The 23898-nt window shown below is 64.4% G+C and carries 22 protein-coding genes; 14 read left to right on the forward strand and 8 right to left on the reverse strand.

Translation table 11 applies throughout. From position 1 onward, the window contains the following. Positions 1 to 24 precede the first annotated feature (24 nt). From gpgS to gpgF, 3 genes are read left to right on the forward strand one after another with little or no spacing between them, the layout of a single operon-like run. Positions 25 to 1146: an N-acetylglucosaminyl phosphatidylglycerol synthase gene (gene gpgS, locus PMI20_RS26565; RefSeq protein ID WP_007931168.1), complete on the forward strand. Its 1122-nt coding sequence runs from the start codon at positions 25 to 27 to the stop codon at positions 1144 to 1146. Then, positions 1139 to 1915 carry an N-acetylglucosaminyl phosphatidylglycerol deacetylase gene (gene gpgD, locus PMI20_RS26570; protein WP_007931169.1) on the forward strand — a complete coding sequence of 259 codons (777 nt, stop codon included), beginning with the start codon at positions 1139 to 1141 and terminating at the stop codon, positions 1913 to 1915. Before gpgS ends, gpgD begins: the two co-directional genes overlap by 8 nt. Next, positions 1912 to 2907, forward strand: a complete 996-nt coding sequence (gpgF, locus tag PMI20_RS26575) for a glucosaminyl phosphatidylglycerol flippase (protein WP_007931170.1) — start codon at positions 1912 to 1914, stop codon at positions 2905 to 2907. Before gpgD ends, gpgF begins: the two co-directional genes overlap by 4 nt. Here gpgF and PMI20_RS26580 read toward each other — a convergent pair. Next, positions 2894 to 3076, reverse strand: coding sequence for a hypothetical protein (locus PMI20_RS26580; RefSeq protein WP_007931171.1), 183 nt, complete (start codon positions 3074 to 3076; stop codon positions 2894 to 2896). The two genes, gpgF and PMI20_RS26580, sit on opposite strands and share 14 nt — an antisense overlap. 93 nt (positions 3077 to 3169) lie before the next feature. Then, positions 3170 to 4018: a formyltetrahydrofolate deformylase gene (gene purU, locus PMI20_RS26585; RefSeq protein WP_007931173.1), complete on the reverse strand. Its 849-nt coding sequence runs from the start codon at positions 4016 to 4018 to the stop codon at positions 3170 to 3172. Between the two features lie 338 nt (positions 4019 to 4356). On the opposite strand from purU, the gene mvaT reads away from it, so the two are divergent. Then, positions 4357 to 4731 carry a histone-like nucleoid-structuring protein MvaT gene (gene mvaT, locus PMI20_RS26590; RefSeq protein WP_007931174.1) on the forward strand — a complete coding sequence of 125 codons (375 nt, stop codon included), beginning with the start codon at positions 4357 to 4359 and terminating at the stop codon, positions 4729 to 4731. A 104-nt stretch (positions 4732 to 4835) separates the two neighbouring features. Here the strand turns inward: mvaT and sbcB are convergent, their stop codons facing one another. Continuing rightward, complete coding sequence (gene sbcB, locus PMI20_RS26595; RefSeq protein ID WP_007931175.1) at positions 4836 to 6266, reverse strand: exodeoxyribonuclease I; 1431 nt, start codon at positions 6264 to 6266, stop codon at positions 4836 to 4838. Positions 6267 to 6448: 182 nt separating this feature from the next. Between sbcB and PMI20_RS26600 the strand changes: the two genes are divergently transcribed. From PMI20_RS26600 to PMI20_RS26625, 6 genes are read left to right on the forward strand one after another with little or no spacing between them, the layout of a single operon-like run. After that, positions 6449 to 7171, forward strand: a complete 723-nt coding sequence (locus tag PMI20_RS26600; RefSeq protein ID WP_037035865.1) for an RDD family protein — start codon at positions 6449 to 6451, stop codon at positions 7169 to 7171. Continuing rightward, complete coding sequence (locus PMI20_RS26605; RefSeq protein WP_007931177.1) at positions 7168 to 8145, forward strand: stage II sporulation protein M; 978 nt, start codon at positions 7168 to 7170, stop codon at positions 8143 to 8145. The genes PMI20_RS26600 and PMI20_RS26605 overlap by 4 nt, the downstream gene beginning before the upstream one ends. Further along, positions 8132 to 9670 carry a DUF4129 domain-containing protein gene (locus PMI20_RS26610; RefSeq protein WP_007931178.1) on the forward strand — a complete coding sequence of 513 codons (1539 nt, stop codon included), beginning with the start codon at positions 8132 to 8134 and terminating at the stop codon, positions 9668 to 9670. Before PMI20_RS26605 ends, PMI20_RS26610 begins: the two co-directional genes overlap by 14 nt. After that, entirely contained in the window at positions 9667 to 10830 is a 1164-nt protein-coding gene (locus tag PMI20_RS26615; RefSeq protein ID WP_007931179.1) for a DUF4350 domain-containing protein, read from the forward strand. The genes PMI20_RS26610 and PMI20_RS26615 overlap by 4 nt, the downstream gene beginning before the upstream one ends. Next, on the forward strand, positions 10827 to 11852 hold the full coding sequence (locus PMI20_RS26620; protein ID WP_007931180.1) for an AAA family ATPase: 1026 nt from the start codon (positions 10827 to 10829) through the stop codon (positions 11850 to 11852). Before PMI20_RS26615 ends, PMI20_RS26620 begins: the two co-directional genes overlap by 4 nt. Before the next feature lie 13 nt (positions 11853 to 11865). Continuing rightward, positions 11866 to 13197 carry a DUF58 domain-containing protein gene (locus PMI20_RS26625; protein ID WP_007931181.1) on the forward strand — a complete coding sequence of 444 codons (1332 nt, stop codon included), beginning with the start codon at positions 11866 to 11868 and terminating at the stop codon, positions 13195 to 13197. Between the two features lie 3 nt (positions 13198 to 13200). Here the strand turns inward: PMI20_RS26625 and PMI20_RS26630 are convergent, their stop codons facing one another. Both PMI20_RS26630 and PMI20_RS26635 read right to left on the reverse strand, forming a co-directional pair. Beyond that, entirely contained in the window at positions 13201 to 13560 is a 360-nt protein-coding gene (locus PMI20_RS26630; protein WP_037035875.1) for a PilZ domain-containing protein, read from the reverse strand. 152 nt (positions 13561 to 13712) lie between these two features. Continuing rightward, a complete protein-coding gene (locus PMI20_RS26635; protein ID WP_007931190.1) occupies positions 13713 to 14087 on the reverse strand; it encodes a hypothetical protein in 375 nt (124 codons plus the stop codon). Positions 14088 to 14244: 157 nt separating this feature from the next. On the opposite strand from PMI20_RS26635, the gene pyk reads away from it, so the two are divergent. Further along, positions 14245 to 15696, forward strand: coding sequence for a pyruvate kinase (gene pyk / locus PMI20_RS26640; protein ID WP_007931191.1), 1452 nt, complete (start codon positions 14245 to 14247; stop codon positions 15694 to 15696). Positions 15697 to 15892: 196 nt separating this feature from the next. On the opposite strand, the gene PMI20_RS26645 is transcribed toward pyk, so the two are convergent. The 3 genes from PMI20_RS26645 to PMI20_RS26655 are packed head-to-tail and all read right to left on the reverse strand — an operon-like array spanning position 15893 to position 18709. Beyond that, positions 15893 to 16642, reverse strand: coding sequence for an enoyl-CoA hydratase-related protein (locus tag PMI20_RS26645; RefSeq protein WP_007931192.1), 750 nt, complete (start codon positions 16640 to 16642; stop codon positions 15893 to 15895). Between the two features lie 29 nt (positions 16643 to 16671). Beyond that, entirely contained in the window at positions 16672 to 17610 is a 939-nt protein-coding gene (locus tag PMI20_RS26650; RefSeq protein WP_007931193.1) for an iron-sulfur-binding ferredoxin reductase, read from the reverse strand. Next, a complete protein-coding gene (locus PMI20_RS26655) occupies positions 17603 to 18709 on the reverse strand; it encodes a GGDEF domain-containing protein (RefSeq protein ID WP_037035869.1) in 1107 nt (368 codons plus the stop codon). Before PMI20_RS26655 ends, PMI20_RS26650 begins: the two co-directional genes overlap by 8 nt. A gap of 359 nt (positions 18710 to 19068) precedes the next feature. On the opposite strand from PMI20_RS26655, the gene PMI20_RS26660 reads away from it, so the two are divergent. From PMI20_RS26660 to mifR, 3 genes are all read left to right on the forward strand, one after another. After that, a complete protein-coding gene (locus tag PMI20_RS26660) occupies positions 19069 to 20592 on the forward strand; it encodes a fumarate hydratase (RefSeq protein WP_007931196.1) in 1524 nt (507 codons plus the stop codon). A gap of 146 nt (positions 20593 to 20738) precedes the next feature. Beyond that, entirely contained in the window at positions 20739 to 22505 is a 1767-nt protein-coding gene (locus PMI20_RS26665; RefSeq protein ID WP_007931198.1) for a sensor histidine kinase, read from the forward strand. Beyond that, on the forward strand, positions 22499 to 23833 hold the full coding sequence (mifR, locus tag PMI20_RS26670; protein ID WP_007931200.1) for a two-component system response regulator MifR: 1335 nt from the start codon (positions 22499 to 22501) through the stop codon (positions 23831 to 23833). The genes PMI20_RS26665 and mifR overlap by 7 nt, the downstream gene beginning before the upstream one ends. Positions 23834 to 23898 lie beyond the last annotated feature (65 nt).

The raw sequence follows: 23898 nt of genomic DNA on the forward strand, positions 1-23898 counted from the left end.
TAGGGAGAACACCGGATCGGAGGGATGATCATCGTGCATATCGCTGACATAACCATGTTCTACGCCCCTGCCAGCGGTGGCGTGCGCACTTATCTGGACGCCAAGCATCGTCGCCTGGGACGCCAACCAGGAATCCGCCACAGTTTGCTGATCCCCGGGGCCCACTTCAGCGAACGCGACGGCATCTATAAAGTCCCCGCTCCCGCCCTGCCCTTTGGCAAGGGCTACCGTTTCCCCCTGCGCCTGGGGCCCTGGCGCAATATTCTCCATGACCTGCAACCGGACCTGATCGAAGTCGGCGACCCTTACCTCACCGCCTGGGCGGCCCTGGATGCGCGGCGCCAGCTGGACGTACCTGTGATCGGCTTTTATCACTCGGACCTGCCGCTGCTGGTCAGCAACCGCATGGGCCCCTGGTTCACCCCGAATGTCGAGGCCTACGTGCGCAAGCTGTACGGCAACTTCGACCGGGTCCTGGCCCCCAGCCAGGTCATGGCCGACAAACTGATCGGCCTGGGCGTGCGCAACGTCTATGTGCAGCCGCTGGGCGTCGACCTGCAGACCTTCCACCCGAGTCATCGCGACCCCGGCCTGCGCACCGAACTGGGGATTGCCGAAGACAGCCGCCTGCTGATCTTTGCCGGTCGCGGTTCCAAGGAAAAGAACCTGCCGGTGTTGCTCAGCTGCATACAACGCCTGGGCAAGCGCTACCACCTGCTGCTGGTGGGCTCGGCCATGCCGACCGCCGTGCCGGAGAACGTCACGGTGATCGACGAGTTCTGCCCGGCCCCTCAGGTCGCCCGCCTGATGGCCAGCGCCGATGCCCTGGTCCATGCCGGGGATCAGGAAACCTTTGGCCTGGTGATCCTCGAAGCGATGGCCAGCGGTATTCCCGTGGTGGCGGTGGCCGCCGGGGCCTTCCAGGAAATCGTCACCGCGGAAGGCGGCTTGCTCTGTGCGCCGAATAATCCGCTGGCGATGGCCCATGCCGTGCAGGAGCTGTTCGCCCAGGGCTGCGCCGAGCGGGGCCAACGGGCGCGCCGCCATGTCGAACGTTATTACGCCTGGGATACGGTGGTCGCCAGCCTGCTGGAGCACTATCGCGCCGTGCTCGGCACCCAGCAGCCGATGCTGGCCCATGGTTGAGTCCGCCGGGGTGCCCAGCGTGCTGCTGGTATTGCACGATGTCGCGCCACAAACCTGGATCGACTACCAACCCTTCGTCGAAACCGTCGACGCCATGGGCAACGTGCCGATGACCTGGCTGGTGGTACCGGATTTTCACCGACACAACCCGCTCGATGCCCATCCCGGCTTTCGCCGGCTGCTCAGCGCGCGCCTGGAACGCGGCGACGAACTGGTGCTGCACGGTTACTTCCATTGCGACGAGGGTCCGCCACCACGCACCCCGTATGACTGGTTCATGCGTCGCGTGTACACCCATGAGGGTGAGTTCTACAGCCTCTCGGAAAACGCCGCCCTGGCACGCCTGCATGCCGGCCTGGAACTGTTCCAGCGTTACAACTGGCCCTTGCAAGGGTTCGTCGCCCCCGCCTGGCTCATGAGCCCGGGTACACGCCAGGCCCTGCGCCAACTGCCCCTGCGCTACACCAGCGGCCCGCAGCATCTGTACCGGCTGCCGGACTTCTCGCCGATTGCCGCCCCCGGCCTGGTGTGGAGCGCCCGCAGCGCCTGGCGCCGCAAAGCCTCCCGGCTGGTCAGCCTGCAACGCGAACGACACTGGCAGCAGGCATCGGTGATTCGCCTCGGCCTGCACCCGGTGGACATGCGTCACCCCGACTCACGCCAGTACTGGCTGGACACCCTCGAACGCCTGCTGGAGCAAGGACGCCAGCCGCTGACCAAGGCCGACTGGCTCGATACCCAGCCGCCAAGGGCACGCGGTACCCCATGAGCCGGGCGATCTGGCTGGCCATGGCCTTGTTGGCGGCGCTCCTGGTGCCGCTGCTGCTGGGCGGCGGCGAACTGTGGGGGCGGGTCCAGCGTTTTTCCCTGCCATTGCTGCTGGGCATGCTGAGCATGATTCTGCTGTGCTGGATCATCAATTCGCTGCGCCTGAGCCTGCTGCTGGGCCGACATCGCGGCCGGCTGGGACGCTGGAAGAGTCTCGCGGTGGTGATGTCCACCGAGTTCGCCATGTGCGCCACGCCCGGCGGCAGTGGCGGCCCCCTGACCTTGATGGCCCTGCTGGCGCGTAACGGCGTGCGCCCGGCTCGCGGCAGCGCGGTGTTTGCCATGGATCAATTGAGCGACCTGCTGTTCTTCCTCTGCGCGCTGCTGGGGATCCTGTTCTACGCGCTGTTCCAGAACCTCAGCCAGCATCTGGAATGGCTGCTGGCCCTCAGCAGCCTTTCGCTGTTCGGCGGGTTATGCATCTGCCTGGCGATAGCTCGCTACCACCGTCGCCTGATCCTGCTCAGCGGCCATCTGCTTGCGCCCTTCAAGATTCGCCCCGCGACCCGTCGGCGCCGGGCGCGCAAATGGCTGCATTTCCTCAAGGCCTTCGGCGATAGCCTGAAACTGCCCTGGCAGACCCTGACGGGGGTCTTTGCCCTGACCTGCATGCATTGGGCGCTGCGCTACAGCGTGCTGTACCTGGCGTTGCGCGGGCTGGGGGTGGACCTGCAATGGGCCTGGACCTTTCTGATCCAGATGCTCGCCCTGAGCGCAGGGCAATTCAGCCTGCTGCCCGGCGGCGCGGGAGCGGCGGAGCTGACATCGGCGGCGCTGCTGGCGCCCATGGTGGGAAAATCGACGGCGGCCGCAGCCATCCTGATCTGGCGGGCCGTCACCTACTATTTCTATCTGCTGGCCGGCGGCCCGGTATTCCTGATGATGGTCGGGCGCCCCTTGCTGCGCACCCTGATGAAGCTCAAGCAGGCTTAGGCGGCTCTGTATCCGGGGCATCCTGCTGCAACTGCTGCCACAACTCGGCGGCGCCGGGAAACTCGGTGCCGTCCTCGGCGCTCATGTCGTCCGGGTCGTAACGGCTCAGGCAGCCCTCGCCGAGGGTGGCGGGTGCCTTGGATGTGGCTTTGTCCAGTGGATCACTCATCGGTCGATCCTCATGAAAAATCGCCGGACCTGGGGATTGGATGCCCGGGCCCGGCGGATTCGATCAGAGCGCTTTTAATCAGAACACTCTGAATCAGAACACGACAGTCTTGTTGCCGTGCACCAGCACGCGGTCTTCCAGGTGGTAGCGCAGGCCGCGGGCCAGGACCATCTTCTCGACGTCACGACCGAAACGCACCATGTCTTCAATGCTGTCGCTGTGGCTGACACGGACCACGTCCTGCTCGATGATCGGGCCGGCATCCAGCTCTTCGGTCACGTAGTGGCAGGTCGCGCCGATCAGCTTCACACCACGCAGGGAAGCCTGGTGGTAAGGCTTGGCGCCGACGAACGACGGCAGGAAGCTGTGGTGAATGTTGATCACCTTGTGCGCGTATTCGCTGCACAGTTCCGGCGGCAGGATCTGCATGTAGCGCGCCAGCACCACCACTTCGGCGTCGTGCTGCTTGACCAGGCGCGAGACTTCGGCGAACGCCGGCTCCTTGTCCTGAGGGTTGACCGGCACGTGGTAATAAGGAATCCCATGCCACTCGACCATGCTGCGCAAGTCGTCGTGGTTGGAAATCACACAGGAGATCTCGCAGTCGAGTTCGTCGCTGTGCCAGCGGTGCAACAGGTCCGCCAGGCAGTGGGACTCACGGCTGGCCATCAACACCACGCGCTTCTTCTGCGCGGTATCGGTGATGCGCCAGTCCATCGAGAACTCTTCGGCAATCGGCGCAAAGGCTTCACGAAAGGCTTCAAGGCCGAACGGCAAAGAGTCGGCACGTATTTCGTGACGCATGAAGAACCAGCCACTCAGGTCATCCGAGTGGTGACTGGCTTCGGTGATCCAGCCGTTGTGGGACGCCAGAAAGTTACTGACTTTGGCAACGATGCCAACGCGGTCCGGGCAGGAAATCACCAACCGAAAAGTGCGCATGAGGGGGAAACTCCAGAACTTCGCAAAGGCCGCCATTCTAGCGATTGCGCGACAAAACTGCAGTATTCGTGATGTCGGAATCCGATTCCTCTGAGCAGCCTGTAGGGCTCATGCCCGATGCGAGAGGGAAATCAGTCACACTTGGAAATAGTCCTATAACTTTGTGGGAAATAGTCGTGCGGACTCGTTCACAATATTTAACTCATCAATCAGGATCTTTGCTAAACACTCTAATCAAATTAAATAAAAGCTGGCTTTATTGTTTACTTGAGGAAACTGCCTGACTATTATTACGCCACTGTCACCTGCCACTCAGCACTCAACATAAGGCAATTCTCATGTCCCTGATCAACGAATACCGCGCCACAGAAGAAGCTATCAAAGAGCTGCAAGCCCGTTTGAAGAACCTGTCGCAAGACGACAAACTGCAAGCCGAGCTGGAATTCGAAGGCAAACTGCGCGCCCTGATGGGTGAATACTCCAAGTCCCTGCGCGACATCATCGCGCTGCTGGATCCGGACTCGAAAGTTAAGGCGCCACGTGTTGCCGCCAAAACTACCGGCACCAAGCGCGCACGCAAGGTCAAACAATACAAGAACCCGCACAACGGCGAAGTCATCGAAACCAAGGGCGGCAACCACAAAACCCTGAAAGAGTGGAAAGCCAAGTGGGGCGGCGACGTGGTCGAAGGCTGGGCAACCCTGCTGGGTTAAGCCGTACACCCGTCACAGAGGGATTTGCGACCTTATGAAAAAACGCCAGCTTGCTGGCGTTTTTTTATTTCCGGCAAATGCCCGGAATGTACTAAGCCGAACAATCAAAGCCCGAAACGCAGGGCCAGCGACCGGCTGTAATCCTGCCATTCATCCAGCACCTGACGCTGAATCGTTGTAGCGCTCAGCCGTAGTTCGTCAGCCGCTTGATTGAAACTTTCCAGGGTATTGGGCGCTCCCCACTGCGGGTCGCACAGGCGCTGCTGACAGAATGACTTCCAGCGCTCTTGCTCCTCCCCGTTCAAGGTTTCAGGAAAGTTACGGGCGCGATAACGAAATAATAATTCAGGCAAACGTTCATCATCGAACGGCCATTGCTCTTGCCCTAAATGAAGCGGCTCGGCATTGCGCACTTGTTCGCATAAGCGTCGGTCGCGATCACCGATAAAACCGTCGTACAACTGCTGCTCGGGATCGACGCTGGGGGCAAAATCCTCGCTGGCATAAATTGCCGCAAGTTTATCCCGCCAAACTTCTTGTGCGTCACTTAGCCGCAGCGTCCGAGCCTTATATTCCGCCATGTCCAGTTGCAAACGCTGCTGGTCCTCGCCACGCAATACATTCAGCGGTGCGACGACCGGGCAGCGGTTGATATGGATCAGCTTCAACGGCACCGGCAACTCGCCTTCGGCCAGGTCTTCGCGGCGGGTATACAAACGCTGGCGCAGCGTCTCGGCGTCCAGGTCGAGCAATCCCTGTGGGTCCAGGTGCAGGTCACAGACAATCAGGGCGTTGCGGTTGCGCGGATGCCAGGCCAGCGGCAGGACCACGCCGACATAACTGCGCGCCGCGGAAAAGCGTCCGGAAATATGCACCAGCGGTTGCAACAGACGAACCTGGTCCATGACTTTCTGCTTGGTGCGCAACTGGAACAGCCATTCATACAACTTCGGCTGCTTGTCCCGAATCAACCTGGCCAGGGCAATAGTGGCGCGCACATCAGACAGCGCTTCGTGGGCATGCCCATGATCGATGCCATTGGCGGCGGTCAGGCGCTCCAGCTTCAGGGTCACCCGCCCCTCCTCGTCCCGCGGCCAGACAATTCCTTCCGGGCGCAAGGCATAGGCAGTGCGCACCACATCGATCAGGTCCCAGCGGCTGTTACCGCCTTGCCACTCGCGGGCATAAGGGTCGAAGAAATTCCGGTACAGGCTGTAGCGGGTCATCTCGTCGTCGAAGCGCAGGGTGTTGTAGCCGGCGCCACAAGTGCCCGGTGCCGCCAGCTGGGCGTGCACCCGGGTCATGAAATCGGCTTCGCTCAGCCCCTGTTCGGCCAGCCGGCCCGGGGTAATGCCGGTGATCATGCAGGCCGCTGGATGGGGCAGGATGTCGTCGCTGGGCTGACAGTAAAGATTGACCGGCTCGCCGATCTCGTTGAGTTCGAAGTCGGTGCGAATCCCCGCCACCTGCAACGGCCGATCGCAGCGCGGGTTGATGCCGGTGGTTTCGTAGTCGTACCAGAAGATGGAAGTCACGGGCTGTTCCTGAGCAAAAGACCGGCAAAGTCTAGGCGCTTGGCACCGGCCGCGGCCAGCCTTGTGATGATTCAAGGGTAACGGCGCACGTCACGCGGCACAGTTAATGATGTCGTTCGCCCCTCCGACACTGCTAGCATCAGGCGGTCATCCATCGCCACCAGGCCAGCCTCAAGTTGCCTATGCTCGAGACGACAGCACTGCCAGGGAAAGCATTGCCCCCGCCACTGGACACCCGCTACCAGGTCGAAACGCCAGAAGGCATCGACCTGCCGCTGCGGCCGGCGGGGCTGATGTCGCGCGCCCTGGCCTTTGCCATCGACCTGGGCTTTCGTGGCCTGATCCTCGGCATGCTGTTTATTGTCCTGGGGTTTCTCGGCCAGCTCGGCATGGGGCTGGGCTCGATCCTGCTGTTTCTGGTCAGTTGGTGGTACATGGTGCTGTTCGAGGTGTTGAATCAGGGCAGCTCGCCAGGCAAGCAGCTGATGGGCCTGCGGGTCGTGCAGGACGATGGCACACCTATCGGCTGGGGCCCTTCCCTGACCCGCAACCTGCTGCGTTTTGTCGACATGCTGCCGTTCGGTTATTGCCTCGGCGCCATCAGTTGCCTGCAGCACCCGACCTTCAAGCGCCTCGGCGACCTGGCGGCCGGCACCCTGGTGATCTACCGCGAGCAGCCGGTGGTTCGCCCGACCTTGCCGGCAGTGCCCGCCAGAACCGCCGCCTTCGCCCTGAGCCTGACTGAACAACGGGCCATCCTCAGCTTCGCCGAACGCCAGGAACAACTGTCCGCGGACCGGGTCCAGGAGCTGGCCGCACTACTCGCCGAGCCCCTGCATGTAACGCCCGCGCAGGCCCGTGACGAACTCAATGGCATTGCCCGCGGACTGCTGGGGCCGACATGAAACAGAGCCTGTTCGAAAACCGTCATCACGCCTTGTGGCAGCGCCTGCGCGAACAGCTCGAACAACTGGAACGCGGCCAGGCGACGCCCGAGACCCATGCCCGTTTTCCCGAGGATTACCGCCGCGTGTGCCAACACCTGTCCCTGGCCCAGGAACGCGGCTACAGCAGCTTCCTGGTCGACCCGTTGCAACAACTGGCGCTGCGCGGCCATCAGCAGCTCTATCGCCAACGCAGCCCGTTGGGCGCCCGGGTTCTGGGCTTTGTCCTGGCCGGTTTCCCGCAGTTGGTGCGCGAACAATGGCGCTTCGTCCTGGCCGCCAGCCTGGTGTTCTTTGGCAGCCTGCTGGGTATCGGCCTGCTGGTGTACCTGGTGCCCGAACTGATCTACAGCGTGGTCAGCCCGCAACAGGTGGCCGAAATGCAACGCCTCTACGATCCAGATGCCAGTCGCCTGGGCCGCCTCGCCAATCGGGCCGCCGGCGAAGACTGGATGATGTTCGGCTACTACATCATGAACAACATCGGCATCGCTTTTCAGACCTTTGCCAGCGGCCTGCTGTTTGGCCTGGGGAGCCTGTTCTTCCTGTTCTTCAACGGCCTGACCATCGGCGCGGTGGCCGGGCACCTGACCCAGATCGGCTATGGCGCCACCTTCTGGTCGTTTGTCGTCGGCCACAGTGCCTTCGAGCTCAGCGCCATCGCCCTGGCCGGCGCGGCGGGATTGAAAATGGGCTGGGCGCTGATCGCCCCCGGACGCCTGCCCCGCGGCGAAGCCTTGCTGCTGGCCGCGCGCACCAGCGTGCAGTTGATCTGCGGGGTCATCCTGTTCCTGCTGATCGCTGCCTTTATCGAAGCCTATTGGTCCTCCCTGACCTGGCCCGCGGCCTGGATCAAATACCTGGTCGGTGGCATCTGCTGGCTGCTGGTCCTGTCCTATCTGATATTCGCTGGACGCCGCCATGCGCCTGAGTGAAGCCAGCGTGGTGATTCGCCCGCGCACGACCTGGGAAGCCATGGACCTGGGAGTACTGCTGAGCCAGCGCCACCGACGCCTGCTGATGACCAGCTGGGCGCTGATCACCCTGCCGGTATTCGCCCTGCTCAGCCTGTTGCTCTGGGACTCGCCTACCCTCGCCCTGCTGCTGTTCTGGTGGCTCAAGCCGGCCTTCGAACGGCTGCCGCTGTACATCCTCGCCAAGGCCCTGTTCGGCGAAACCCCGACCTTGCGCCAGGCCCTGCGCCAATGGCCCAGGCTGCTCAAGCCGCAACTGCTGGCCAGCCTGACCTGGCGCCGCCTGAGCCTGAGCCGTAGTTTCATCATGCCCGTGGTGCAGCTCGAGGGCCTGAGTGGCGAGGCGCGCCAGCAACGGGTGCGGGTGCTGCAACAGCGCAATGCCGGGGCCGCGCACTGGCTGACCCTGATCGGCGTGCACCTGGAAGGCATCTTGTGGATCGGCCTGCTGGCGTTGTTCTATCTATTGCTGCCACAACAGATCGAGCTGGACTGGGACTGGCAGACGCTGATTGCCGCCGCCGAGCAGGATTGGCTCTGGCTCGAACACCTGACCAACGCTTTTTACGCGCTGGTCCTGATTGTCTGGGAGCCGGTGTACGTCGCCTGCGGCTTCAGCCTCTACCTCAATCGCCGCACGCTGCTGGAGGCCTGGGATATCGAACTGGTGCTGCGCCGCCTGCGGCAGCGCTTGAGTGGCGCCGCCCTGCTGCTGGTCCTGGGCAGCCTGAGCCTGCTACCCCTGGCGCCAGAGGCCTGGGCCGCCGAGCCGGCCACTGGCCCTGACAGCCCGCGCCTGCTGGATCAGCCGCTGACCAGCCAGGCCGCGAAAGACAGCATCAACCAGATCCTCGACCAGCCGCCCTTCAAGAACCCGCAGACCGTGACCCGTTACCGGTTCGACGAAGACAGCCCGAAAAGCGCTGAACAATCTGAGCTACCGGGCTGGCTCAAGGCCCTGACCGACCTGCTAGACAGCAGGGCCTTTGGCGCCGCGGCCAAGGCCCTGGAGATCCTGCTCTGGGCCCTGCTGCTGGGGGCGCTGGCCCTGCTGGTGTGGCGTCATCGTCAGTGGTTACGGGCCTTTGTCGGCCGCCGTCCGCTGCCGGGCAAGTTACCCGCGCGAGCCGCTCCGCACCAGCTGTTCGGCCTGGACCTCAGCCCCGACGCCTTGCCCGAGGATGTCGCCGCCGCTGCCGAGGCACTCTGGCCACAGCAGCCACGCGAAGCCCTCGGGCTGTTGTACCGCGCGCTGCTGAGCCGGCTCCTGCATGACTTCCGCCTGCCGTTGAAACCGGCGGACACCGAGGGCCAGGTCCTCGAGCTGATCAAGGCTTTGCAGTTGCCCCAGCTGCAGGCGTTCAGCAACAGCCTGACCCAGCACTGGCAGAACCTGGCCTACGGTCATCGCCTGCCTCCCGCGCAATTGAAGCAGGAACTGTGCGATGGCTGGCGCACCCTGTTCGGCCCGGGAGCCCCACGATGAACCGGCGCCTGCTGCCGCTGCTCGCGCTACTGGTCGCTGGCCTGCTCGGCAGCTTGCTGCTGTACCTCTACCTCAACGCCAGGCCCTACCAGGAAACCATCGATCACGGCCCCTCCCCGCAAGCCCGCGCCAACCCATACCTGGCGGCGGAAATGTTCCTGCGCCAGCGCGGTTTGCAGGTTCACCACGCCAACGGCCTGGAGGTGCTGCCGACCCTCAAGCCGCAGCAGAACAGCCTGTTGCTGCTGGGCGAGCGCTCGAACATGACGCCGCAGCAGGTCGAGCAACTGCTGGACTGGGCCCGGGCCGGCGGGCGCCTGCTGTTCGTCGCCGAAGCACTGTGGAACAAAGAGGCCGGACGCAGTGGCGACCTGTTGCTCGATCGCCTGCACCTGCGCCAGTTTCTCAGCAAGGACCTCAAAGCCTCGCCGCCAGGCGCCGGCAAAGAGCCCTACCCGAAACTGACCAAGCTCTACCTGGAAGACGAAGATGCGCCGGCCTATATCGGTTTCGACACCGACTTCCACCTGGAAGACCCGGACAACCTCGCCCAGTCCTGGGCCAACAGCGCCCGGGCCACCCACATGATGCAACTGAGCTACGGCCAGGGTTCGGTGACCGTGCTCACCGATGCCGAGATCTGGAAGACGCCATTGATTGCCAAGTACGACAACGCCTGGCTGCTCTGGTACCTGAGCGCCGACAGCGACGTCACCCTGCTGTTCGACACCGATCACGACAGCCTCTGGAGCCTGCTGCTGAAGTATTTCCCCCAGGCGCTGGTGGCCCTGGCCGCACTGCTCGGCCTGTGGCTGTGGCATGTCGGGGTTCGCCACGGACCGATGCAGGCCCCGATGCCCAGGGCCCGGCGTCAGTTGCGCGAGCACCTGCAAGCCAGCGCCCACTTCCTGTTGCGCCACACCGGTCAGCAGGGGCTGCTGCATAGCCTGCAGCAGGACATCCTGCGCCGCGCCCAGCATCGTCATCCCGGTTTCGAACGACTCACCGCCGCCGAACAAGGGCAGGTCCTGGCCCGCCTTACCCGGCAACCGGACAGCGTCATCAGCCAGGCCCTGGCTCCCCAGCCGGCACAACGCCTTTCCAGCGCCGACTTCAGCCGCCTGGTCACCCACCTGCAAACTCTCAGGAATGCCCTATGAGCGACCTTCCCGCCGAACCGCTTCCCGCCACCGAGCCCGGTCATGCGCAAGCGCATGCCGTCCAGCAACGCCAGCGCGCCAGCCAGCTGGCCCAGGCCCTGCGCCACGAACTGCAAAAGGTGGTGATCGGCCAGGACGCGGTGATCGACGACGTGCTCACCGCCCTGATCGCCGGTGGCCACGTGCTGCTCGAAGGCGTGCCCGGGCTGGGCAAGACCTTGCTGGTGCGCGCCCTGGCCCGCTGCTTTGGCGGAGAGTTCGCGCGCATCCAGTTCACCCCGGACCTGATGCCCAGCGACGTCACCGGCCATGCGGTCTACGACCTGCAGACCGAGCAGTTCAAGCTGCGCAAGGGCCCCTTGTTCACCAACTTACTGCTGGCCGACGAGATCAACCGCGCGCCGGCCAAGACCCAGGCCGCCCTGCTCGAAGCCATGCAGGAGCGCCAGGTCACCCTCGAAGGCCGGGCGCTGCCCATCGCCCAGCCCTTCATGGTCCTGGCCACGCAGAACCCGATCGAACAGGAAGGCACCTACCCGCTGCCGGAAGCCGAACTCGACCGTTTCATGCTCAAGCTGCGCATGGATTACCCGGACAGCGACCAGGAATTGCACATGGTCCGCCAGGTCACCCGCTCACCCCGGGCCGACATGCTCGACGTGCAGCCGCTGCGCACCCTGCTGCAGGCCAAGGACGTGCTGGCCCTGCAGCGGATCGCCAGCGACCTGCCGCTGGACGAGCAGGTCCTCGACTATGCCGTGCGGCTGGCCCGGGCCACCCGCAGCTGGCCGGGGCTGACCCTCGGCGCCGGGCCGCGGGCGTCGATCGCCCTGGTCCGTGGGGCTCGGGCCAGGGCCTTGCTGCGCGGCGGCGAGTTCGTCATTCCGGACGACATCAAGGGTTGCGCCCTGGCGGTGCTGCGGCATCGCGTGCGGATCGCCCCGGAGCTGGATATCGAAGGCTTGTCGGTGGAGCAGGTGCTCAAGCAACTGCTCGATCAAGTGCCGGCACCACGACTGTGAGCCCGCCAAAGCAATGAAACCCTCACGCCTGTTTCTGACCTGGCTCGGCGTATTGCTGGCGCTGGACGTGCTGCTCGGCGCCGCGCGTGCCTACGGCCTGGCGGTCGCGGCCAGCCTGCAAGCGATCGCCTGGGGCCTGCTCCTGGCCCTGTTGCTGCTGGCCGTGCTGGACGCCTTCCGGCTCAGGCGCCTGCCTTCGCCCCAGCTCCGACGCCAGTTGCCCGGCAGCCTGCCCCTGGGGCGCTGGAGCGAAGTGCGCCTAGAGGTTCGCCACGACTTTACCCAGCCGCTGACCCTGGAGCTGTTCGATCATGTGCCCGATGGCCTGGGCTTCGAATACCTGCCGCAGTCGCTGCTCCTGGAGCCGGGCCAGTCGCAGGAACTGGGTTATCGGGTGCGCCCGCTCAAGCGCGGTCATTTCAACTTCGAGCGCTGCGAGGTCAGCCTGCCCAGCCCGCTGGGCCTGTGGTCGGCGCGTCGGCTGCTGAAGCTCGACGACAGCACGCGCGTCTACCCGGATTTCGCCCGCCTCTACGGCGCCCGGCTGCTGGCCGTCGACAACTGGCTGAACCAGATCGGCGTGCGGCAACAGCCGCGTCGTGGCCTGGGCCTGGAGTTCAACCAACTACGTGAGTTTCGCGAGGGCGACAGCCTGCGCCAGATCGACTGGAAAGCCACCGCCCGGCAACGCACGCCGATTGCCCGCGAGTACCAGGACGAACGCGACCAGCAGATCGTCTTCATGCTCGACTGCGGACGGCGCATGCGCAGCCAGGACGGCGAACTGGCGCATTTCGACCACGCGCTCAACGCCTGCCTGCTGCTCAGTTATGTCGCCTTGCGCCAGGGCGACGCGGTAGGCCTCTGCACCTTTGCCGGCGAACGCCGCCGCTATCTGGCGCCGGTCAAGGGCGCGGGCCAGTTGAGCGCCTTGCTCAACACTGTCTACGACCTGGACAGCAGCCAGCGCTGCGCCGACTTCCAGGCCGCCGCCAGCGAGCTGCTGGCCCGACAGAAACGCCGGGCCCTGGTAGTGCTGGTGACCAACCTGCGGGACGAGGACGACGAGGAACTGCTAACCGCGGTCAAGCGCCTCGGGCGCCAGCACCGGGTCTTGGTGGCCAGCCTGCGCGAGGAAGTCCTCGATCAGTTGCGCCAGGCGCCGGTGCACAACCTGCCCGATGCCCTGACCTACTGCGGCACGATCAATTACCTGAATGCCCGCACCGACCTGCATGAACGCCTGAGCGCCCAGGGCGTTGCCCTGCTCGATGTGCGGCCGGGTGAACTGGGGGCGGAACTGGTGACCCGTTACCTCAGCTGGAAAAAGGCCGGGACGCTGTAGCGGTCAGGCGGAGGTCTGCACCGGGTAGAAACTGAAGTAGCTGCGCAAGGCCGTCACCAGCTCGCGGTACTCGGGAGGCGAACGCAGCAGCACGAAGCCGGTGTCGTAATGATGGGGCGTGACATCTTCATGGCACCAACGGCAGGAGGCGGTGATCTCGATCGGTTGCAGCTGGCCGTCGCGGCCGGGAACCTGCAGGCGCAACTCGAAATCGGCGCCGATCAGCATCGGCAACTGGCTGATCAACATAAAGCCATCTTCGGAAACGTTGCCCAGATAACCGATGGGTCGATCGGTCAGCCGATTGAAGACTTTCAAAAAACACGGCAACTGGTGCCGCTCGATCCGCCGGTCCGTGAACATGTCATGCATCGCTATTTAGGAAGGTCATTGCGCATCGTCGCGCCGAGGACTGTCGGCCCCGGCCGGCCCATTTTAGAAACAATACTCTAAAACAGGCCCACAGATGTTAGCTCAAGGCTCACGCGAGATCAGCAATAGCCTGATGACGAATATTACAACGCGGTCGGACGCGCCTGAGCGCTGTTGCGCAAAGGGTAATGACCCAGTTGCTGCAGGGTTTCCAGGCGCGCGCGGGCGCGGTAGGCGTACTCGCTGTTCGGATGTTCGGTGATGATGTACTGGTAGGTCTGCGCGGCATCGAGGAACAGCTTCTGCCGCTCCAGGCACTGTCCGCGCAGCATCGATACTTCAGGCTGGATATAAGGGCGCGAGCGACTCGTGCGGTCGACTTGGCTCAGTTCGAGCATCACCCGTTCACAGTTGCCGGCGTCGTAGGCGCGGTAGGCGGTATTCAGATGATGGTCCATCGACCAGCGGGTACAGCCGACAACACTGACGGCCAGGGCAGCAATGAGCACGAATCGCATGGGGGTTCTCCTGTCTTGTGCACGTTATCGACCCGAGTTGGAAAATCTTCAGGAATGTTCGTTTAAAGAAACAAACGAATAAGTAGTGCAAACGAACAATGACTACAGCTGCGGACCATAGTAGCCTCTCGTTGCGCTTGAACTCAGGAGTCTTTGCATGTCCGTCCGTCGTACCAAAATCGTCGCTACCCTTGGCCCGGCCAGTAACTCGCCGGAAGTTCTCGAACAGCTGATTCTGGCTGGCCTGGACGTCGCCCGCCTGAACTTCTCCCACGGCACCCCGGACGAGCACAAGGCTCGCGCCAAGCTGGTGCGTGACCTGGCCGCCAAGCATGGGCGCTTCGTCGCGCTGCTGGGTGACCTGCAAGGCCCGAAGATCCGTATCGCCAAATTCGCCAACAAGCGCATCGAGCTGAAGATCGGTGACAAGTTCACCTTCTCCACCAGCCACCCGCTGACCGAAGGTACCCAGGACATCGTCGGCATCGACTATCCGGACCTGGTCAAGGACTGCGGCGTGGGCGACGAACTGCTGCTCGACGACGGCCGCGTGGTGATGCGCGTCGACACCGCCACCAGCACCGAACTGCATTGCACCGTGACCATCGGCGGCCCGCTGTCGGACCACAAAGGCATCAACCGTCGCGGTGGTGGCCTGACCGCTCCAGCCCTGACCGAAAAAGACAAGGCCGACATCAAGCTGGCCGCGGCCATGGACCTGGACTACCTGGCCGTGTCCTTCCCGCGCGACGCCGCTGACATGGAATACGCCCGCCAACTGCGCGACGAGGCCGGCGGCACCGCCTGGCTGGTGGCGAAGATCGAGCGCGCCGAAGCCGTGGCCAACGACGAAACCCTCGACGGCCTGATCAAGGCCTCCGACGCCGTGATGGTGGCCCGTGGCGACCTGGGCGTGGAAATCGGCGACGCCGAGCTGGTGGGCATCCAGAAGAAAATCATTCTGCACGCCCGTCGCCACAACAAGGCGGTGATCGTCGCAACCCAGATGATGGAGTCGATGATCCAGAACCCGATGCCGACCCGCGCCGAAGTGTCCGACGTGGCCAACGCCGTGCTCGACTACACCGACGCCGTGATGCTCTCGGCCGAATCCGCCGCCGGCGCCTACCCGCTCGAAGCCGTCCAGGCCATGGACCGCATCTGCATCGGCGCGGAAAAGCACCCGACCAGCAAGACCTCCAGCCACCGCATCGGCAAGACCTTCGAGCGCTGCGACGAGAGCATCGCCCTGGCCACCATGTACACCGCCAACCACTTCCCGGGCGTGAAGGCGATCATCGCCTTGACTGAAAGCGGCTACACCCCGCTGATCATGTCGCGTATCCGTTCCTCGGTACCGATCTACGCGTTCACCCCGCACCGCGAAGCCCAGGCCCGCACCGCGATGTTCCGTGGCGTCTACACCATCCCGTTCGACCCGGCGTCCCTGCCGCCAAGCGAAGTCAGCCAGAAGGCCATCGACGAGCTGGTCAAGCGCGGCGTCGTGAAGAAAGGCGACTGGGTGATCCTGACCAAGGGCGACAGCTACCACACCACCGGCGGCACCAACGGCATGAAGATCCTGCACGTTGGCGACCCGATGGTCTGAGTCCCCTGACGCAACAATAAAGAGCCCCGCAGTGAAGACTGCGGGGCTTTTTCATAGGGGCACATTTATGGAACTCACGAACCTGTAGCCGCTGCCGCCAGGCCTTCAGCGATCTTGAGACCTTACGCCCCCTTCGTCGGAATGCCGCCCAAATCGATCGCAGCCTCCGGTAGCGGCGACACGAACGGTGCCGATTTCAGCTTTTAGCGAAAAAGCCCGACAAGGCAGCCAGTGCTTCCGGCGAATGCAGGCGCTGGGTGAACAGGGCGCCCTCCTCCTCGATCACCTTGCGCAGCTGTTCGCGATCGGGCGTGCGCATCAGCTGCTTGCTGATCTGCACCGCCTGCGGCGCTAGCTTCTCGAAACGCAGCGCCATCTCCCGGGCCTTGTCCAGGGTCGCCGCGCCATCGGCCAAGGCCAGGTTGGCAATCCCCCACTGCGCAGCCTGTTCACCGCTGAAACCTTCGCCCAGCAGCAACAGTTCGGCGGCCCTGGCCTGCCCGAGCAAGCGCGGCAGGATCAGGCTGGAACCGAACTCGGGGCACAAACCGAGATTGACGAAAGGCATGCGCAACCGGGCATCGCGGCTGACGTACACCAGGTCGCAATGCAGCAGCAGGGTGGTGCCAATCCCCACGGCCGGCCCGGCGACCGCGGCGACCACCGGCTTGCGGCACTCGAACAGGCTGAGCATGAACTGGAAGACCGGACTGTCGAGACCGGTAGGTGGTTGCCGGAGGAAGTCGGCAATGTCGTTGCCGGCGGTAAAGCAATCGCTGCTGCCGCTGAGCAGTACCGCGCGGACCTCAGGGTCGGCGTCGGCTTGCCGCAGCCCTTCGGCCAGCTGGCTGTACATGGCCCGGGTCAGGGCATTTTTCTTGTCCGGGCGATTCAGGCGCAGGGTCAGCAGCCCGCCCTCGCGTTCAAGCAGGATGGTATCGGTCATGGGTGGTCTCGCTCAGGACGGATCAGCGCTCAGCCACGGGGCAGGAATACGTCGGCCAGCAGTTGATTGCGCGGCAGCCCCGCCAGGTACAAGCGTCGGGCGAAAGCATCGACGCTGTCGGGGTGCCCGCAGAGTAAAGCCTGGGTTTGCCGCGAAACAAGCCGCAGTTGTGCCAAAGCCGCTGGCAGCTCGGTCGCGGTCAACAGCTCGACACTGAGGTTGGCGTGGCTCGCCGCCAGCGCCGCCAGGGGCTTGGCCAGGTAATGTTCGCTGGCGTCATGGGCCAGGTGAATGACGCGGATGTCGCCCTGATGATCCTGGCGCAAAGCCTCGCGCAGGATGCCGAACAAGGGCCCCAGCCCGGTGCCCGCCGCCAGCAGCCACAATGGCCGGGTTTGCCAGTCCGGGTCGTAGTGCAGCGCCCCGCCGCGCAACTCGCCCAGGCGCAACCCATCGCCGGGCTTGAGCTGGCGCGCCGCGTCGCTGAACTCGCCGGGCTGGCGGCAATCGAGATGGAATTCGAGAAAGCGGTCTTCGCCAGGCAAGCTCGCCAGCGAATACGGCCGCGCCACGCCGGAAGCCGTCCACAGCACCAAGTGCTGGCCGGCCTGATAACGCAGGTTGCGCTCCGGCTGCAAACGCAGGCGCAGCACTGTGGCCGACAGCCAGTCCACACCGACCACCTCGGCCGGCGCGCCATCGCGCAGCGGGTCGTAGGTTTCGACCCGCAGGTCTTCCACCACCTGACACTGACAGGCCAGCCGCCAGCCGCGCTGGCGCTGATCGTCGCTCAAGGCATCGGGCCGGCTGTCGCTGGGCAGGCCCTCGACACAGTGCACCAGGCAAGCATGGCAACTGCCGGCGCGGCAGCTGTAAGGCACCGCCACGCCGGCCTGATTCAAGGCATCCAGCAGATTGCTGCCCGCGACCACCGACCACTGCCGCTCACCGACACGCAGCTCAGGCATCGATATTTTCCCAGGCCGCGGCGCAGCGATTGCGTCCGTCGCGCTTGGCCCGATACAGCGCCTGGTCGGCACGTTGCAGGGCATCGTCCAGGTCGTCGCCCAGCTCCACCAGGGTCATCCCCACGGACAGGCTCAGGCCAGGCACCTCGACCCCGATCAACTGGGCGTCCATAAAGGCCACGCGCAGACGCTCGCAGCAGGAGGTCAGGCGTTCGGGATCGCAATCGGGCAACAACATGACAAACTCCTCGCCGCCGTAGCGGGCCAATACATCGCCATCGCGCAGACAGGCGCTGGCTACGGCGGCGAACGCCTGCAGCACCTGATCGCCGGCGGCATGGCCGTGCACGTCGTTGATCCGCTTGAAGTGATCGAGGTCGATCAGCGCCAGGCCATGCATCTGCTCCAGGCTCATCGTGTGCAGTTCACGCGACGCCAGCCGCAGGAAATGCCGTCGATTGTACAGGCCGGTCAGTTCGTCGGTGGCAACCAGATCCTCCAGTTGTCGCATCATGCCGCGCAAGGTGTCCTGGTGCGCCTGCAAGGCGAAGCGCCGTTGCCGCATGCGCTGCCGGGAAGTCTGCACATAGCTGGCGTACAGGCACAGCCAGATCAGCACCGCGAACAGCACGCACACCTGCAGGACGGCGAGCATCGGATCGGCCAGCCGGAAGTGGTAGCCGTCCCACAGCGTGATTCCGGCAAAGCCGATGAAAATACACAGGGCGCACCGCACGAAGGCCCGGCGCGGAAGGTGGAACAGGCCGAACAGCAGCGTCAACAGATAGAACACCAGGAAGGTGCCGCGCGCCGTATCGAGGTGGGCCAGCAGCCATGTCTGCCAGCCGATGGCCAGGAGTATCTGGATCTCGGTCAGGCTCGGGTCGCGAAAGCGCAGGTTGCGCCCGGAGACAAACAGCCAGAACAGCAGCGCCTGGCTCAGCACCACCAGGCCGGTATCGATCAGCGCCGAATGCACCGGCGCCGAATAGTAGCCACTGAAAATGGCCAGCCAGAGCAGCAGCAACGCCAGTCCATAGGTACCCGCCGCAAGAACGAAGCGCTTGAGTAAAAGACTCTGGATAGCGTTATGGGTCAATCGTTGACTCACCATGCGAAAGGGGGCTTTAAAGAGTTTCCTACCCTACAGGCCACTTGCCACTTTAGTGGTGTCGCCAAAAAATAACTATCCCATTTTTGTTCCCGCCCAGCGCCATCCGGCCCGGGGCCGCGCCCACCGTCATGCCTGGCGCCATCCCCCGACTGGCGCATCCCCGGCATGCGACTTTGGTTTGACTGCCGGCGCGTGTGCCCGGCTCCGAGGCGCGGTATACTGCCGCGCCTTTTTAGCGTCGCGCCAGTGTGTCCGGCGTGCCTTGAAGGTGCTTGCAACCGACCGATGCACCCAAGCTGCAAGCACCTTATTAAATGTTCCCGTCTTTTAGAGGAGCGCGACTCATGACCGTGATCAAGCAAGACGACCTGATTCAGAGCGTTGCCGACGCCCTGCAATTCATTTCCTACTACCACCCCGTGGACTTCATCCAGGCGATGCACGAAGCCTACCTGCGCGAAGAATCGCCAGCGGCCCGTGACTCCATGGCGCAGATCCTGATCAACTCGCGCATGTGTGCCACCGGCCACCGCCCGATCTGCCAGGACACCGGTATCGTCACCGTATTCGTACGCGTGGGCATGGACGTGCGCTGGGACGGCGCGACCATGAGCCTGGACGACATGATCAACGAAGGCGTGCGTCGCGCTTACAACCTGCCGGAAAACGTCCTGCGGGCCTCGATCCTCGCCGACCCGGCGGGCGCTCGTAAAAACACCAAGGACAACACCCCGGCGGTCATCCACTACTCCATCGTTCCCGGCAACACCGTGGAAGTGGACGTGGCGGCCAAGGGCGGCGGCTCCGAGAACAAGTCGAAGATGGCCATGCTCAACCCGTCCGACTCGATCGTCGACTGGGTGCTGAAAACCGTTCCGACCATGGGCGCCGGCTGGTGCCCGCCGGGCATGCTCGGCATCGGCATCGGCGGCACCGCTGAGAAAGCCGCGGTGATGGCCAAGGAAGTGTTGATGGAATCCATCGACATCCATGAGCTGAAGGCCCGCGGCCCACAGAACCGTATCGAAGAGATGCGCCTGGAGCTGTTCGAGAAGGTCAACCAGCTGGGCATCGGCGCCCAGGGCCTGGGCGGCCTGACCACCGTGCTCGACGTGAAGATCATGGACTACCCGACCCACGCCGCTTCCCTGCCGGTGTGCATGATCCCGAACTGCGCCGCGACCCGTCACGCGCACTTCGTGCTCGACGGCTCGGGCCCTGCGTCCCTGGAAGCGCCACCTCTGGACGCCTACCCGGAAATCGTCTGGGAAGCCGGTCCGTCGGCCCGTCGCGTCAACCTCGACACCCTGACCCCGGAAGAAGTGCAGAGCTGGAAGCCGGGCGAAACCGTCCTGCTCAACGGCAAGATGCTCACCGGTCGCGACGCCGCGCACAAGCGCATGGTCGAGATGCTGAACAAGGGCGAAACCCTGCCGGTGGACCTCAAGGGTCGCTTCATCTACTACGTCGGCCCGGTCGATCCGGTCGGTGACGAAGTGGTTGGCCCGGCTGGCCCGACCACCGCGACGCGGATGGACAAGTTCACCCGCCAGATCCTCGAGCAGACTGGCCTGCTGGGCATGATCGGCAAGTCCGAGCGCGGCCCGACCGCGATCGAAGCGATCAAGGACAGCAAGGCCGTGTACCTGATGGCCGTCGGCGGCGCTGCCTACCTGGTAGCCCAGGCGATCAAGAAGTCCAAGGTCCTGGCCTTTGCCGAACTGGGCATGGAAGCGATCTACGAGTTCGAAGTCAAAGACATGCCGGTCACTGTCGCGGTCGACAGCAAAGGCGAGTCGGTGCACATCACCGGTCCTGCCATCTGGCAGAAAAAGATCAGTGAAAGCCTGGCGGTAGAAGTGCAGTAAGCGCTGCTTGCTGTTACCCAAGGCGGCGTTGCTCGATGAGCAGCGCCGCCTTTTTCATGCCTGGCCGGGCAAGGACTGTCCACGATCAACGAAGCCTCGGACAGGCGTGTTATCTTTCCTGCCCCCTTTCAGCCTGCCCTTGACTCATGGTCCAGATCTCCCGCCCGCTGCGCTTGACCTTCTATACCCTGGTGATTCTCGCCGGCGCCATGGTCAGCGCGACCTTCGCCATGCGCCATGCCGAGCGCCAGGCTCTGGAGGACGATGCCGCCCGCGCCAGCGAGCAACTGGCGCTGTATGCCAACTCCCTGCATACCCTGATCGAGCGTTACCGCGCCCTGCCCGCCGTGCTGGCGCTGGACCCGGAACTGCGCTCGGCACTCAAGGGCCCGGTCGGCCCGCAACAGCAGGACGCCCTGAACCGCAAACTGGAACAAATCAACGGCGCCGCCCGCTCCTCGACCCTGGAACTGCTGGACCACACCGGCCTCGCCGTGGCCGCCAGCAACTGGCGCCTGCCCAGCAGCTATGTCGGGCACAACTACGGTTTTCGCCCCTACTTCAGCCAGACCCGCAGCCAGGGCAGCGGACGCTTCTATGCGGTGGGCGTCACCAGCGGCATTCCCGGTTATTTCCTCTCCAGCGCGGTCAAGGGCGAGCAGGAGCAGTTCCTCGGCGCCATGGTGGTGAAACTGGAGTTCCCCGAACTGGAGCGCGAATGGAGCCAGGGCAGCGACACCCTGCTGGTCAGCGATGCCCGGGGCATCGTGTTCATCGCCAACCAGCCGGGCTGGCGTTATCGCCAGCTGCGCCCGTTGTCGGACAGCGACCGCGCCGAACTCCAGGCCACCCGGCAATACGACAAGCAACGGCTGACGCCGCTCGAACACCGGCCGCTGCGACGCTTTGACGACGACAGTACGCTGACCCGGGTCGAGGGCCCGGACGGCAGCGTCGACTACCTGTGGGAATCCCTGCCCCTGGCCACCGAAGGCTGGACCCTGCATTTGCTGCGCCGCCCGCAGATCGCTTTTGAGGACCGCCGCAATGCCGGCCTGGCCGCGGCTGGCGCCTGGCTGACCCTGGTATTCCTGCTGCTGTTCCTCAACCAGCGCTGGCGCCTGGCCAGGCTGCGCCAGCGCAGCCGCGAGGAGCTCGAACGCCTGGTCGAGGAGCGCACCCGCGACCTGCGTACCGCCCAGGACGGCCTGGTGCAATCGGCCAAGCTGGCGGCCCTGGGGCAGATGTCCGCAGCCCTGGCCCATGAAATCAACCAACCGCTGACCACCCAGCGCATGCAGCTGGCCACCCTGCGCCTGCTGCTCGATCACGGGCGGATCGACGAGGCCTACCAGGCCCTGAAACCGCTGGACGATATGCTGACCCGCATGGCCAGCCTCACCGGCCACCTGAAAACCTTCGCCCGCAAAAGCCCCAGCGGCCTGCGCGAACGCCTGGACCTGGCGGCGGTGGTGGATCAGGCCCTGCAACTGCTGGACACCCGGCTGCGCGACGAACAGATCGACACACACCTGCAACTGATGCGCCCGGCCTGGGTCCGCGGCGATGCCATACGCCTGGAGCAGGTGCTGATCAACCTGCTGCGCAACGCCCTGGACGCCATGCGCGACAAGCCCCTCAAGCACCTGGAAATCCGCCTCGAAGCCGACCAGCAGCTGTGGAGCCTGAGCGTCATCGACAGCGGTGGCGGCATCGCCGAAGAACACCTGCCGAACGTCTTCGATCCGTTCTTCACCACCAAGCCGGTGGGCGACGGCCTGGGCCTCGGCCTGGCGGTGTCCTACGCTATCGTCCACGAACTGGGCGGGCGCCTGAGCGCCGGCAATCAAGGCCAGGGCGCGATCTTCACCCTGAGCCTGCCCATCGACCTGGAGGCACATATCCCATGTTGAATTCGGTGATGCTGGTCGACGACGAAGCCAGTATTCGCACCGCCGTCGAACAATGGCTGAACCTGTCGGGCTTCGCGGTGCAGCTGTTCAGTCGCGCCGAGGACTGCCTGGCCCGGTTGCCCAGGGACTTCCCCGGGGTGATCCTCAGCGACGTGCGTATGCCCGGCATCAGTGGCCTGGAGCTGCTCAAAGAAGTGCAGCAGCGCGACGCCGACCTGCCGGTGATCCTGCTGACCGGCCACGGCGACGTGCCGATGGCGGTGGAAGCGATGCGCGACGGCGCCTACGACTTCCTAGAAAAACCCTTCAGCCCGCAAACCCTGCTGAGCAGCCTGCGCCGGGCCCTGGACAAACGCGGCCTGGTCCTGGAGAACCGACGCCTGCACGAACAGGCCGATACCCGGGAGAAAATCGACTCCACCCTGCTCGGCGTGTCCCGCGCCTTGCAGACCCTGCGGCGCCAGGTGGTCGACCTGGCCGCGCTGCCGGTCAACGTATTGATCCGCGGCGAGACCGGCAGCGGCAAGGAACTGGTCGCCCGCTGCCTGCACGACTTCGGGCCGCGCGCCGACAAACCTTTTGTCGCCCTGAACTGCGCGGCGATCCCCGAGCAACTGTTCGAAGCCGAACTGTTCGGCCATGAAAGCGGCGCCTTTACCGGCGCCCAGGGCAAGCGCATCGGCAAGCTGGAATACGCCGACGGCGGCACCCTGTTCCTCGACGAGATCGAAAGCATGCCGCTGGCCCAGCAGGTCAAGCTGCTGCGGGTGCTGCAGGAACAGAAGCTCGAACGCCTAGGGTCCAACCAGAGCATCGAGGTGGACCTGCGGATCATTGCCGCGACCAAGCCGGACCTGCTGGACGAAGCCCGCGCCGGGCGTTTTCGCGAAGACCTGGCCTACCGCCTGAACGTCGCGCAACTGCGCCTGCCGCCGCTGCGCGAGCGGCGCGAGGACATCCCGCTGCTGTACGAACATTTCGCCCACGCCGCCGCCGAGCGCCTGGGCCGTAGCGTCGCGCCCCTGAGCGGGGCGCAGTTGAGCCGCCTGCTGAGCCACGACTGGCCGGGCAACGTGCGCGAACTGGCCAACGTCGCCGAACGCCAGGTGCTTGGCCTGGGCGAGCCCGAGCCGGAAACCATCGACCCCGGCCAGTCCCTCGCGGCGCAGCAGGAAGCTTTCGAGGCGCAATGCCTGCGGGCCGCGCTGACCCGGCACAAGGGCGACATCAAGGCGGTGCTCGTTGAGCTGCAACTGCCGCGCCGCACCTTCAATGAAAAGATGCAGCGCCATGGGCTGGCGCGGGAGATGTTTCTTGGGGAGGAGTGAAGCTCAAGGGCTGTGTCGTTCATTCTGACGTCTTCGCGGGCAAGTCGGCGGCTTTCCGCTTACTC

This window comes from Pseudomonas sp. GM17 (genome assembly GCF_000282175.2).
GTDB lineage: Bacteria > Pseudomonadota > Gammaproteobacteria > Pseudomonadales > Pseudomonadaceae > Aquipseudomonas > Aquipseudomonas chlororaphis.